At 72.0% G+C, this 12,400-nt stretch carries 11 protein-coding genes; 5 read left to right on the top strand and 6 right to left on the bottom strand.

What is annotated here, in order from left to right; genetic code table 11:
- Nucleotides 1–48: 48 nt before the first annotated feature.
- Nucleotides 49–258 (top strand): hypervirulence associated TUDOR domain-containing protein, encoded by a 210-nt coding sequence (locus tag MMF94_RS07840; RefSeq protein WP_241035624.1) that lies wholly within the window; start codon nt 49–51, stop codon nt 256–258.
- A gap of 22 nt (nt 259–280) precedes the next feature.
- Here the strand turns inward: MMF94_RS07840 and MMF94_RS07835 are convergent, their stop codons facing one another.
- The 5 genes from MMF94_RS07835 to MMF94_RS07815 form a co-directional block, all read right to left on the bottom strand.
- Nucleotides 281–1,339: a DNA topoisomerase IB gene (locus MMF94_RS07835; protein ID WP_241035623.1), complete on the bottom strand. Its 1,059-nt coding sequence runs from the start codon at nt 1,337–1,339 to the stop codon at nt 281–283.
- Between the two features lie 59 nt (nt 1,340–1,398).
- A complete protein-coding gene (locus MMF94_RS07830) occupies nt 1,399–1,758 on the bottom strand; it encodes a TraR/DksA family transcriptional regulator (protein ID WP_241035622.1) in 360 nt (119 codons plus the stop codon).
- A gap of 128 nt (nt 1,759–1,886) precedes the next feature.
- Nucleotides 1,887–4,247: a glycoside hydrolase family 65 protein gene (locus MMF94_RS07825; RefSeq protein ID WP_241035621.1), complete on the bottom strand. Its 2,361-nt coding sequence runs from the start codon at nt 4,245–4,247 to the stop codon at nt 1,887–1,889.
- Nucleotides 4,244–4,990, bottom strand: coding sequence for a beta-phosphoglucomutase family hydrolase (locus MMF94_RS07820; protein ID WP_241035620.1), 747 nt, complete (start codon nt 4,988–4,990; stop codon nt 4,244–4,246). Before MMF94_RS07820 ends, MMF94_RS07825 begins: the two co-directional genes overlap by 4 nt.
- Nucleotides 4,991–5,015: 25 nt before the next feature.
- On the bottom strand, nt 5,016–6,623 hold the full coding sequence (locus MMF94_RS07815; protein ID WP_241035619.1) for an ATP-dependent DNA ligase: 1,608 nt from the start codon (nt 6,621–6,623) through the stop codon (nt 5,016–5,018).
- A 107-nt stretch (nt 6,624–6,730) separates the two neighbouring features.
- On the opposite strand from MMF94_RS07815, the gene MMF94_RS07810 reads away from it, so the two are divergent.
- Both MMF94_RS07810 and MMF94_RS07805 read left to right on the top strand, forming a co-directional pair.
- Nucleotides 6,731–9,256, top strand: a complete 2,526-nt coding sequence (locus tag MMF94_RS07810) for a DEAD/DEAH box helicase (protein WP_241035618.1) — start codon at nt 6,731–6,733, stop codon at nt 9,254–9,256.
- Between the two features lie 95 nt (nt 9,257–9,351).
- Nucleotides 9,352–9,735: a hypothetical protein gene (locus tag MMF94_RS07805; RefSeq protein ID WP_241035617.1), complete on the top strand. Its 384-nt coding sequence runs from the start codon at nt 9,352–9,354 to the stop codon at nt 9,733–9,735.
- A 73-nt stretch (nt 9,736–9,808) separates the two neighbouring features.
- Here MMF94_RS07805 and MMF94_RS07800 read toward each other — a convergent pair whose 3' ends face one another.
- Nucleotides 9,809–10,561, bottom strand: coding sequence for a DUF742 domain-containing protein (locus tag MMF94_RS07800; protein ID WP_241035616.1), 753 nt, complete (start codon nt 10,559–10,561; stop codon nt 9,809–9,811).
- A gap of 351 nt (nt 10,562–10,912) precedes the next feature.
- On the opposite strand from MMF94_RS07800, the gene MMF94_RS07795 reads away from it, so the two are divergent.
- Complete coding sequence (locus MMF94_RS07795; RefSeq protein ID WP_241035615.1) at nt 10,913–11,401, top strand: NUDIX hydrolase; 489 nt, start codon at nt 10,913–10,915, stop codon at nt 11,399–11,401.
- On the top strand, nt 11,398–12,396 hold the full coding sequence (locus MMF94_RS07790; RefSeq protein ID WP_241035614.1) for a hypothetical protein: 999 nt from the start codon (nt 11,398–11,400) through the stop codon (nt 12,394–12,396). The genes MMF94_RS07795 and MMF94_RS07790 overlap by 4 nt, the downstream gene beginning before the upstream one ends.
- Nucleotides 12,397–12,400: the final 4 nt, after the last annotated feature.

The raw sequence follows: 12,400 nt of genomic DNA, 5'->3' as shown, positions 1-12,400 counted from the left end.
AACCTCTGCGGTTCGCGTACCCGGCCCCGGTGGCGGGTAAGCACCGGCATGGCCGAGTTCAAGAAGGGCGACCGCGTCTCCTGGAAGAGCCATGGAGGCACCGCAGAGGGCGAGGTCGAGGAGAAGATCACCGAGGACACGGAGGCCGCCGGACGCACCGTCCGGGCCTCGCGCGACGACCCCCAGTACAAGGTCCGCAGCGAGAAGAGTGGCGGAGACGCGGTGCACAAGCCGGGTGCACTGAAGAAGGAGAGCTGACCCTGCGGCGCGGACGTGGGCGTCAGGAGCCGATCAGGCGCACCACGGCCCGCTCGACCGTCGCCCGGATCGCGTCGTCGGTCAGGTCGGGGACCGGCGAGGATCCGTTCATCCTGCGCAGCGCCGGCAGCACGGTGCGCCCCTCCTCGAAACGCTCGAGCACCCGCGGGTCGACGTAGGAGCTACGGGCGACTGCCGGGGTGTTGCCGAGGTGCTCCGCCACCTCCTTGATCGCCCGGTTCACCACGCGCCCCCGCGCCCGCTCCTTCTCCGGGACGCCGCCCTGTGCCACGCCCGCCGCCAACGTGACGGCGGCCAGCACTGTGGCGTTCCAGGTGCGCAGGTCCTTGCAGGTGTGCTGCTCCCCCATCAGCTCCTTCACCGCCGTGTTCAGGTCCTCGGCCCGCACGTCGTGCCAGTCCCGGCCCACGCGGTAGACGAGCAGGTCCTCCCCGCCGCCGCGGCGGCGCAGCAACGAGTTGACGACCTTGTGCAGCAGTGGGTCCCGCAGCGCGATGGTGCGCGGGATCCCGCCCTTGGCCGGGTAGGAGAACAGGACGGCGCCGCGCTTGAGCTGGACGTGCTCGCGCCGCAGCGTCGCCAGCCCGAAGGTGCCGTCCTCGTCGTCGTCCCCGGGGGCATACTCCTCGCCGCCCGACCGGAAGACCCCGATGTCGAGCATCCGCACGCCGGCAGCCAGCACGCGGTCCCGCCCGAGGCCCTTCTCCGCCAGCCGGTCCAGCAGCTCGATCCGCACGTCGGGCAACCGCCTCCCCAGGCCGAGGACCCGGTCGTACTTCTCCTGGTCCCGCAGACGCCGCCATTCCTCGTGGTAGCGGTACTGGCGCCGGCCCGCCGCATCGACGCCCACAGCCTGGATGTGCCCATCCGGGTCCGAGGAGATCCACACGTCCTGCCAGGCGGGAGGGATGACCAAGGCCCTGATCCGGGCGATCTCCGCGGGGTCGGCGAGCGGGCTACCGGCAGCGTCGTAGTAGCTCCACCCGCGCCCACGGCGGCGTCGGGTCATGCCGGGTGTCTCGGGATCGACGCGGACCAGCCCGAGTGGGACCTCACTCACACTGGGCTCACTACCCGCCCGAACGGCCCCCTACCCACCGAACCACGCGGGACCGCCCGTCAGGTGACCACAGGGCTGTCCGCGTGCGCCCGGCAGGTCGCCGCCTCCGGCCGGGCCTCCAGCCGCTCGTCGTCGATCTGGTGGTCGCAGACGGCGCAGCGGCCGTAGGTTCCCGCGTCGATCCGCTCGACGGCGTCGATCAGCCGGCGGCGCTGCTCGGCGATGGTGCCGACGCTCAGCTCGGCCTCCATCGTGCTGTTCACCTCGGAGCCGTAGTCGGCCGGATGCTGGCCCAGGGAGCCTTCCTCGCCGACCATGTCGGCCGACGCCTGCGCCAGGCTCGACTGGGCGAACCGTTCGCGCTCGGCGAGTTCGGCCAGCTCGGTGGTGAGGAGCGTGCGGGCACGGTCGAGGTCCACATTCGTCCTTCCGCCGGGTCCGGGAAGCATCAGTGGACTCGCATACCCACCCCGCCGAGCCGGTACGCCTCCACCACGGGCGGTCCGCCCGATGGTGGAGACGACCAGCTCAGCGGGTTCTGCGGGGGTCAGCTCCCGGGGTGGCGGGCGTTGGGAGCGCGACCGTAGGGCTGCTCGACCGGCTCGACGGGCTCACACGGCACGATCGGTCGCACCTGCGGGGCGTCGGCGAGGGCCAGCGGCTCGCCGTGGTGGCGCAGCCGCATCGGAGGCCCGCTGACGAGCCGGTACTCGGCCTCACCGGGCCGGATCTCCACGCGCAGCTGCCGGCCCTGCCACTTCAGGCCGAACGAGATGCGCGACAGCGCAGGCGGCAGCTGCGGGGCGAACGCGATGCCGCCGTTGTCGAGCCGCATCCCGCCGAACCCGGAGACGACGGCCGTCCAGGTGCCCGCCATCGACGCGATGTGCACGCCGTGCTCGGTGTTGCCTGCAAGGTTGTTCAGGTCGACCAGCGCGGCCTCGGCGAGGTAGTCGTATGCCAGGTCCAGGTGCCCCGTCCACGCCGCGACGACGGCCTGGGTGCAGGCCGACAGCGACGAGTCGCGCACCGTGATGGCCTCGTAGTAGGCGAAGTTGCGCTGCATCTGCTCCGTGGTGAACGCGTCCGGTCGCAGCTGGATCGCCAGCACCAGGTCGGCCTGCTTCGAGACCTGCTTGCGGTACAGGTCGAAGTAGGGCACGTGCAGCAGCAGCGGGTACTTCTCCGGTGGGGTGTTCTCGAAGTCCCAGCCCTGGTGGTTGGTGAAGCCCTCCGACTGCGGGTGGACGCCCAGCACCTCGTCGTAGGGGATGCGCATCGACTTGGCGGCGTCGCGCCAGCTCGCCATCTCCTCGGCGTTGACGCCCAGCCGCCCCGCCGCACGCGAGTGCCGCGCGGCCGTGTCGGCGGCGACCCGCAGGTTCTGCTGGGCCATGAGGTTCGTGTAGACGTTGTTGTCGACGATGGCCGTGTACTCGTCCGGGCCCGTCACGCCGTCGATCCGGAACTGTCCGGCGGAGTCGTGGTGCCCCAGCGAGCGCCACAACCGCGCGGTGGCCACCAGCAGCTCCAGCCCGACCTCACGCTCGAAGTCGACATCGCCCGTGGCGGCGACGTGCCGGCGCACCGCGTCGGCGATGTCGGCGTTGATGTGGAACGCCGCGGTGCCGGCGGGCCAGTAGCCCGAGCACTCGTGCCCGCGGATCGTCCGCCAGGGGAACGCCGCTCCGGAGAGCCCCAGCTGCTCGGCGCGCTCGTACGCCATCGGGAGGATCGACTGCCGCCACCGCAGCGCGTCAGCGGCAGCCTCCGGCGCGAGGTGCGAGAGCACCGGCAGGCAGAAGGTCTCGGTGTCCCAGAAGGTGTGGCCGTCGTAGCCCTCGCCGGTCAGGCCCTTGGCCCCGATCGCCCGTCGCTCCGCCCGGGCACCGGCCTGCAGCACGTGGAAGACCGCCACCCGCACGGCCTGCTGCAGCTCCGCGTCACCGTCGATCTCGACGTCGGCGGTCTCCCAGAAGTCGTCGAGGTACTGGCGCTGCTCCGCCAGCAGGCCCTCCCAGCCCGTGTAGCGGGCCGCGGCCAGCGCCGCGCGCACCTGGTCGTGCAACGCCGGCTGCGAGCGCCGGGCCGACCAGCCGTACGCCAGGTACTTGATGATCCGCAGCTTCTGCCCCGGCTGCAGCCGGGTGATCACCGTGGTGCGCCCGATGTCGTCGCTGGCCTCCGAGCTGACGCTCACGCCGTCGGGCCCGTGGACCTCGTGGTCCATCGCCGCCGCCACCCGCAGGGCGGACCGGCGGGTGTGGTGGATCAGGATCGCGCCCGCCTCGTCGGCGCGGTACTGCTCGGCGACCAGCGGGTCGGTCAGCGCGGCCTCGACGCGCGGGTCGTCGTCGTTGCGGGCCGGCATCTGTTCGTTGGCCACCAGCTCCGACTGCACGACGAGCAGCGCCGGCGCGTCGAGCACCTCGACCTCGTAACAGATCGCGGCGACGGCCCGCTGGGTGAGCGAGACCATCCGCGTGCTGCGCACGGCGACCACCCGGCCGGCGGGCGACGCCCACTCCACCTCGCGGGTGAGCGTGCCGGCGCGCAGGTCGAGCACCCGCTCGTGACGGCGCAGCTCGCCGTAGCGCAGGTCGAACGGCTCGTCCTCGACGAGCAGCCGGATCAGCTTGCCATTGGTGACGTTGATGATCGTCTGGCCGGATTCGGGGTAGCCGTAGCCACCCTCGGCGTACGGCAGGGGCCGGCGCTCGTAGAACGAGTTGAGGTAGGTGCCCGGCCAGGCGTTGGGCTCCCCCTCGTCGAGGTTGCCCCGCAACCCGATGTGGCCGTTCGACAGCGCGAACACCGATTCGACCTGGCCGATGGTGTCGAGATCGAGTCTCGGCTCACGGACGACCCATGGCTCCACGGTGAAGGGCCGTGCGGTGTCAGGGCTCATCGCTGCTCCTCCAGCAGTTGTGCGAGGTCGGTGACCACCGTGTCCGCTCCGTTCGCGCGCAAGGCGTCGGCGTGCCCCACGCGGTCGACCCCCACGACGAAGGCGAACCCGCCCGCCTTCCCCGATGCCACCCCGGCCAGCGCGTCCTCGAAGACGACGGCCTGCGACTTGTCGACGTCCAGATCGGCCGCCGCGGCGAGGAACGTGTCGGGTGCCGGCTTGCCCGGCAGGCCGCGCTCACGGGCCGTGACGCCGTCGACGCGGTGGTCGATGAGGTAGCTCAGCCCTGCCACGTCGAGCACCTGTGCAGCGTTGGCCGAGGACGACACGCATGCCGTGGCCAGGCCCGCGTCCTTCACGGCGTGCAGGTACTGGACCGACCCGGGGTAGACGGTCACCCCGACGGTGGTGATCTTCTCCTGGACGAGGTCGTTCTTCTTGGTGGCCAGCGCGTAGATCGTCTCGGCGTCAGGCGGGTCACCGGGCCCACCCTCCGGTAGCTCGATCCCACGTGAGCGGAGAAACGCGTCGGTGCCCGCCAGCCGCGGCTTTCCGTCGACGTAGGGGCCGTAGTCGGCCTTGACGTCGAAGGGCTGGAACGGGGTGCCGTCGCGTTCCGCGCGGGCTCGCAGATAGTCGTCGAACATCTGCTTCCACGCGGCGGCGTGCACGCTGGCGGTGTCGGTCAGGACACCGTCGAGATCGAAGAGGCACGCGCGCGTGCCATCAGGGAGGCCGAGCATGAAACAACGGTACAGAAGCCCATGATCACCTTCGGGGGCGCACGCCCTGGTCACCCACTCGGTCAGGTACGGCTGTGAGCAGCAACATCGTCGGAGTTCCGGCACCGGCGGTGACGGTGATCGCGCAGCCCGGAGGCGTCCTGCGTGCGACCACCGAGAGTGTCCCGCCGTTGGGGAGCGGTTCAATCTCCTCCTGTACCGCCCTGCGCACGACGTGGAGCACCTGCATCGCGGTCACCGGCACCGGTTCGAGCCCGCCCTCGACGTCCATCTCGACCTGCAGCCGCGCCCCGAACCTCGCCTGCTCGAGCTGCAGATAGCCGCGCACCGCGTCCAGCTCCTGACCGAGAGTGCTCGTCCCGTCCCGATCATTGGCACGGGACAGGTCGGCGAAGCCGAACAGAAGCTCGCGGGCCCGTGACGGGTCGGTGCGGATCAGCGCGGCGATGGTGTTGAGCGAGTTGTAGACGAAGTGCTGCTCGAGCCGTCTGTTCTCCCCGGGCGGCGGCGTCACGGGAGCTGGGTCGAGCTCGCGCGACTGCGACGCGGGCGATGCGCCGGAGCCACGCCTGCTCGGGGCAGGCGGGCGGTCCGGCGGCGGCGCCGCGGTGTCCGGGGTCGGCTCCGGTGGCCGCGCCCACGCCGTCTCCCGCACGGCCGCGGGCACCAGCAGGCCTCGCCACTGCGGCCGCCGCATCCGGTCGCCGCCGATCCAGCCCGTGAACTCCACGAGCCCCACCAGCTCGGGCACCGCCCAGCTCGCGTGGCGGGCGGCGTCGGCAGGCACGTCCCCGACGAAGGGCGAGACCGGCACCCGGCGCGCCACGAGCGCGGCGGCGAGCTGGCGGCGCTGCTCCAGCGACACCCCCACCCGCCCGACGTAGTGCAGTGCGCTCGGCACCTCGCGCGACGCACCGCTCGGCACGCCGAGCAGCAGCGTGCCGACGGAGTCGGGACGCCGGGGGTCGGCCGGCGTCCACCCGCCGACGCACACCTGGCGCATCCGCCGGACCGGCACACGGATCCAGAAGCGGGAGCGCCCACCGGGGTGGTACCGGCCCCGCAGATGACGCGCGTGCAGCCCCTCGGCACCCTTCTGGTCGGCGATGGCCAGCATCGTGTCCAGCTCGGTGGCAGGCAGCGGCGATGTGGTCCAGACCGGCGGGCTGGCGAACCCGAGGCCGTCGAGCAGCGCGCGCCGATCGGCGTAGTGCAGGTCGGTGGTGCTGTGCCCGTCGAGCCAGAGCAGGTCGGCCACCTGGAAGTCCACCGGGATCCGCCGGATCGTCTCGTCCGACGGGCGGTTGCGGGCACTGCGCCGCTTGAGCAGGCGGGGTCGTGGCGCGTGCTCCTCTCCCCGCGCGACGAGCGTGCCGTCGAGCACCATGCCGCCCGGCGGCGAGCGGCGCAGCAGCGGTTCGGTGAGCTCCGGATAGGCGGCGCTCATCGAGTTGTTGCCCCCGCTGAGCAGCCGGACCCGCCTGCCCGGCTGCACGTAGGCGATGCACCGGTGGCCCGTCCAGGCCACCTCGACGACCCAGTCGGGGCCGGACGGCGGGTCCCCCGACACCGTGGCCGGCTGCATGGGCGGGACGAGATCGGGCAGATCGTCCGATCTGGGCCGCCCTGTCACGGGGCATACGCTAACGGTTACCGTACGGATCCACGCCCCCGGCGCCGCCGACGTTCGCGGGCCCCGGCGACCACACGGTCGGCCGGACGAGGGACGATCGAGGCATCATGACGCTCACCGACCGGCTCCCCCCGACGCCAGACGACCCCGACGCGCTCGTCGAGGCGTTCACCGACTGGGCGTTCGAGGAGCAGGGGCTGTCGCTCTACGCGGCGCAGGAGGAGGCGCTGCTGGAGCTGGTCACCGGCAGCAACGTCATCCTCTCCACCCCCACCGGCTCCGGGAAGTCGCTGGTGGCGGTGGGAGCACACGCCGCGGCGCTGGCCCGCGGGGAGCGCACGTTCTACACCGCGCCGATCAAGGCGCTCGTGAGCGAGAAGTTCTTCGCGCTCATCGAGGTGTTCGGGGCCGACAAGGTCGGGATGCTCACCGGCGACGCCGCGGTCAACGAGAAGGCCCCGATCATCTGCTGCACCGCGGAGATCCTCGCCAACATCGCCCTGCGCGGCGGCCGCGACGCCGACGTGGGCTCGGTGGTGATGGACGAGTTCCACTTCTACGCCGACCCCGACCGCGGATGGGCGTGGCAGGTGCCGTTGATCGAGCTGCCGCAGGCGCAGTTCCTGCTGATGAGCGCCACGCTCGGCGACGTCTCGTTCTTCCGCGACGACCTCACCCGCCGCACCGGCCGGGAGACGGCGGTGATCACCTCCGTCGAGCGGCCCGTGCCGCTGCACTTCCGCTACGTCCTCACCCCGCTGCACGAGACGATCAGCGAGCTGCTCCAGACGCACGAGGCACCCGTCTACGTCGTGCACTTCACCCAGGCGTCCGCCGTGGAGCGCGCGCAGGCGCTGATGAGCGTCAACGTCACCTCCAAGGACGACAAGCAGGCGATCGCCGACCTCATCGGGCGGTTCCGGTTCACCGCCGGGTTCGGGAAGACGCTCTCCCGCCTGGTGCGCCACGGCATCGGGGTGCACCACGCCGGCATGCTCCCCCGCTACCGCCGGCTCGTGGAGACACTCGCGCAGGCCGGGCTGCTGAAGGTCATCTGCGGCACCGACACGCTCGGCGTCGGAATCAACGTGCCGATCCGCACAGTGCTCTTCACCGCACTGTCGAAGTACGACGGGCAACGTACCCGTCCGCTCAAGGCGCGGGAGTTCCACCAGATCGCCGGCCGGGCCGGACGCGCCGGGTACGACACCGTCGGCACCGTGGTCGCCGAAGCGCCCGACCACGAGGTGGAGAACGCCCGGCTGATCGCCCGCGCGGGCGACGACGTGAAGAAGCGCCGCCGGATCGTGCGCAAGCAGCCACCCGAAGGCTTCGTCGGCTGGTCCCAGACCAGCTTCGAGAAGCTGCAGAACGCCCAGCCCGAGCCGCTGACCAGCCACTTCGTCGTCACCCACGCGATGCTGCTGAACGTGATCTCGCGGCCCGGCGACGCCTTCGCCGCGATGCGGCACCTGCTCGAGGACAACCACGAGCCGCGGGCCCGTCAGCGCAAGCACATCCTGCGCGCCATCGCGATCTACCGGGCGCTGCGGGCCGCGGGCGTCGTCGAGGACCTGCCCGAGCCCGACGCCGAGGGCCGCCGCGTGCGTCTGGTCGGCGACCTCCAGCTCGACTTCGCCCTGAACCAGCCGCTCTCCCCGTTCGCGCTGGCCGCGATCGAGCTGCTCGACCGGGAGTCGCCGAGCTACCCCATGGACGTGCTGTCGGTGGTCGAGGCGACCCTCGACGACCCGCGCGCGGTGCTGTACGCCCAGCAGAACAAGGCCCGCGGCGAGGCCGTCGCGGCGATGAAGGCCGACGGCATCGAGTACGAGGAGCGCATGACGCTGCTCGAGGATGTCACCTACCCGAAACCCCTCGACGAGCTCCTCCACGCGGCCCTGGAGACCTACCGCCGTGGCGCCCCGTGGGTGGAGGACGCGCGCCTGTCCCCCAAGTCCGTCGCCCGCGACATGTTCGAGCGGTCGATGACGTTCGTCGAGTACGTCTCGCACTACCAGCTCGCCCGCTCCGAGGGTCTCGTGCTGCGCTACCTCGCCGACGCCTACCGTGCGCTGCGCCAGACCGTGCCGGACGAGGCGAAGACCGAGGAGCTCACCGACGTCGAGGAGTGGCTCGGCGAGCTGGTCCGCCAGGTCGACTCCAGCCTGCTCGACGAGTGGGAGGCCCTCGCCGCAGGCGAGGGCACCGGGGAGGAGCCCGCTCCTCCGTCGCTCGACGACGGCCCCGCCGGGGTCACCCGCAACGCCAGGGCGTTCCGGGTGCTGGTGCGCAACGCGATGTTCCGCCGCGTCGAGCTGGCCGCGCTGCGGCGCTGGGACCTCCTCGGCGAGCTCGACGCCGACGCCGGCTGGACCGCCGAGGCCTGGCGCACCGCGCTGGATCCCTACTTCGCCGAGCACGCCGACATCGGCACCGGTCCCGACGCCCGCGGACCACTCATGATCACCATCACCGAGGAGCCGGAGCGCTGGCTCGTCCGGCAGGTGCTCGACGACCCTGCGGGCGACCGCGACTGGGCCATCACCGCGGAGGTCGACCTGGCGGCGTCCGACGAGGACGGCTCCCCCGTCGTCTGGATCACCGCCGTGGAGCCGCTCGGCGGCAACTGAGGCCTGCCCTGCTCCTCGTTGTCGTTCACGATGTCGGCTTCGCTCCTGGTCAACCGATCATTGCCGATTTGCTGGCGTCAATGTATCATTGACCAATGAAGTACGAGGAGGCGCACCGCTGGCTCGAACGCGCTGAGCCGAGCATCACGCAGACGGCCCGCTCGCTCACCGAGGAGCTCGAAACGCTCAAGCAACGCAGCAAGGAGGGGCCACTCACCCGCGACGCGGCCGCGGCCTGGTACGCGATCGTGCACGAGATGCACCGGGTGGCCGACCGATACGAGCGCGACCTCATCCGCAAGCTGCGCCAGGACGGGCTGACATGGGCCCAGGTCGCCGACGCCGTCCAGGCGCAGCTCGGCAGCCGGCAGGCCGCGCAGGCCAAGTGGAAGCGGCTCGTCGACCCCGGCAGGCGCATCACCACCGGCAACATGCAGCGCGGTGGCCGCCGCAAGCAGACCGACCAGCCGCAAGCCTGAGACGACAACAGCCGGCCTGCATCGACCCCCGAGAGGGCCGGGCAGGCCGGCTGAAGGAAGCTCGGCGATCGAGTCAGAGTCGGCGCAGTCCGGCGAGCACCCGCTCCATCAGCGCCAGGTCGGGACCGGCGACACCGGCCGTGCGGTGCACCGCCACGGCACCGGCGGCAACGAGGTCGCCGAGGATCACGCGGGCCACCCCGAGAGGCACCCCGAGCAGCGCCGCCACCTCCGCCACCGAACGCGGCTCCTGGCACAACGAGATGACAGCCTCGTGCTCGGCAGCCGCGGGGCCACTGGCGGCCATCGGCACGGCCGAGACCAGCGTCTCGATCGAGAGTTCGTACTGCGAGCGGGTGCGGCCGCGCGTCAGCACGTAAGGCCGGACGAACGACGTGGGGCCCTCGACCGCTCCCGCCTCCGCCCCGAAGCCGCTCAGCGGCGACTCCGCAGAGTAGTAGGGGTATGTGGATGCGGGGTCAGCGCCTGCCGGGTCAGAACCGGCCGATGGACCGTTGATCGGTCGCTCCTCGAGTTCAGTGTCGGTTTGGGTGCTCTCGCGGAGGTCGTGCGGAGCGTCCACGGAGCGCGCACCGGTGTGCACTACGGGCGCAGAAGAATACACGACGAATCCGGCATCTGGCGCACGGTCGAACCCGCCGGGGGGCTCCTCGCCGGAGACCACCGCCATCACAGCGGTGTCCACCTCGGCACCGGAGAGGTTGCGGGATCCTCGACGCTTCGACTTGCGCCGCCGCGCCCGGCCGCCGAACCGCGCGCCGGTGAGCTCGATCGACGGCGGCTGCGGAACGTCCTCGTCATCCACCTCGAGGCCCCCTCCTTCCCGCCCGTCCATACCGTGCCGACGCACCATGTCGATCTTGCGTTACGGAGGCGTTACCTGACAATCGCGTAGTTATAACGATTGGCCCGTTATGCGCAGTTTGCCTGGTACAACTGGCCTACCGGTGTCGGTCCGTTCAGCGCTGCCGGAGACCCATCAGGGGGTAACGCGCACCTCGTACGGCCGTACCGTCGCGCGTCAGGGTTCCTCCCTTCGCCACGTCTGCCATGCTGCGCTGCGTATCGGTTGTGAGACGGCCGCTGTTACAGCGCCCGGACGCGAGGGATGGCGGCACGGAGATGACGCGGGCACGGCCACGGAGATGGCACTGAGATGGCGACACTGAGCGCAGGTCTGTTGCTGTTCCGGCCGGATGCCGCCGACGGCGTCGAGGTCCTGCTCGGACACATGGGTGGCCCCTACTGGGCTCGCAAGGACGACGGTGCGTGGTCCGTCCCGAAGGGCGAGCACGGCCCCGACGAGGATCCGCGCGCCGCCGCCGAGCGGGAGTTCACCGAGGAGCTGGGATCACCGCCTCCGCTCGGCCCGCAGGTCGAGCTGGGCACCGTCCGGCAGCGCGCGGGGAAGCTCATCACCGTGTTCGCCCGGCAGGCCGACTTCGACGCCGACGCCATCACGCCCGGCACGTTCGAGCTCGAGTGGCCGCCGCGCTCCGGCACGCTCCGGGAGTTCCCGGAGATCGACCGCGCCGCGTGGTTCGACACCGAGACGGCGCGGCGCAAGCTCGTGCCCGGCCAGGTCGAGTTCGTCGACCGGCTGCTGGGCTCGCTCGCCGCCGCGTCGGGCGGGGCGCCGTCGTGAGCGCGAGTTGGGCAGGCCTCGCACGGGGCGCGGCCGCGGGTGCCGCCGGGACGACGGCCCACAACGCCACCACCTATCTGGACATGGTTGTCCGTGGCCGGGCGGCGAGCGACGCGCCACAGCAGGTGGTGGCCGCGCTCGCCGAGGCAGCCGGGCTGGAGCTGCCGGGCAACCGTCGGGAGCAGGCCCGGCGGCTCTCCGCACTCGGACCGCTCGCCGGCACCGTCACCGGCGTGACGCTCGGTGGCATCGCCGGCGTGCTGCGCTCGGCGGGCCTGCGCATGCCCACGGCCGTCGGCGGGCCCCTCCTGGGCGTCGCGGCCATGGTGGCCGCCGACGGCCCGGTCGCGGCCCTGCGCATCAGTGATCCCCGTAGCTGGAGTGTCACCGACTGGGTCGCCGACGTCGTCCCGCACCTCGTCTACGGGTTCACCACGCACGCCACGCTTGTCGCCGTCTCTCGGGTGGCCGAGGGTCGCGAGGCGGTGCCCCACAGCAGCCCAGGGACGATCCTGCGGGCCGCAGCGCTCGGCGCAGCCACCGGATCCCGCAGCACCGCAGGCATCACCGCGATCGCCCTCACCTCCGGCCGCGGCGACCACGGAGCCGTGGCCTCCCGGCTGGGCGGACGCACCGGCACCGCGGCCACCACCGTGGCGGCGGCCGCCGAGCTTGTGGCCGACAAGCTGCCGGGCGCGCCGAGCCGCCTCGCCCCTCCCGGACTGGTGTCCCGGCTGGCACTGGGTGCCACGTCCGCGGCGGCGATGGCGCATCGCGACCGCGCCGACGCGATGCTGCCCACGCTCGTCGGGCTGGTCTCCGCCGTGGCGACCTCGGTGCTCGGATCGCGGCTGCGAGCCAGCGCCGCGCACCGGTTCGGCTCCGACAAGCCGGGGGCGTTCGCCGAGGACGCGGCCGCCGTGCTGCTGGGCTGGCTCGGCGCTCGCCGGGCTCCCAAGGACGCGCTGATCACCGCGGAGCCGATGGCCCGCTGAGGCG

Origin of the sequence: Pseudonocardia alaniniphila, from assembly GCF_022524485.1 — a bacterium.
GTDB classification, from domain to species: Bacteria; Actinomycetota; Actinomycetes; order Mycobacteriales; family Pseudonocardiaceae; genus Pseudonocardia; species Pseudonocardia alaniniphila.
This window is presented reverse-complemented; position numbering and strand designations above follow the sequence as displayed.

Excerpts from the sequence above, each read along its gene's own strand:
- MMF94_RS07840 (WP_241035624.1), top strand. The coding sequence starts at position 49 with ATGGCCGAGTTCAAGAAGGGCGACCGCGTCTCCTGGAAGAGCCATGGA.
- MMF94_RS07825 (WP_241035621.1), bottom strand. The coding sequence starts at position 4,247 with ATGAGCCCTGACACCGCACGGCCCTTCACCGTGGAGCCATGGGTCGTC.
- MMF94_RS07820 (WP_241035620.1), bottom strand. The coding sequence starts at position 4,990 with ATGCTCGGCCTCCCTGATGGCACGCGCGCGTGCCTCTTCGATCTCGAC.
- MMF94_RS07810 (WP_241035618.1), top strand. The coding sequence starts at position 6,731 with ATGACGCTCACCGACCGGCTCCCCCCGACGCCAGACGACCCCGACGCG.
- MMF94_RS07805 (WP_241035617.1), top strand. The coding sequence starts at position 9,352 with ATGAAGTACGAGGAGGCGCACCGCTGGCTCGAACGCGCTGAGCCGAGC.
- MMF94_RS07795 (WP_241035615.1), top strand. The coding sequence starts at position 10,913 with ATGGCGACACTGAGCGCAGGTCTGTTGCTGTTCCGGCCGGATGCCGCC.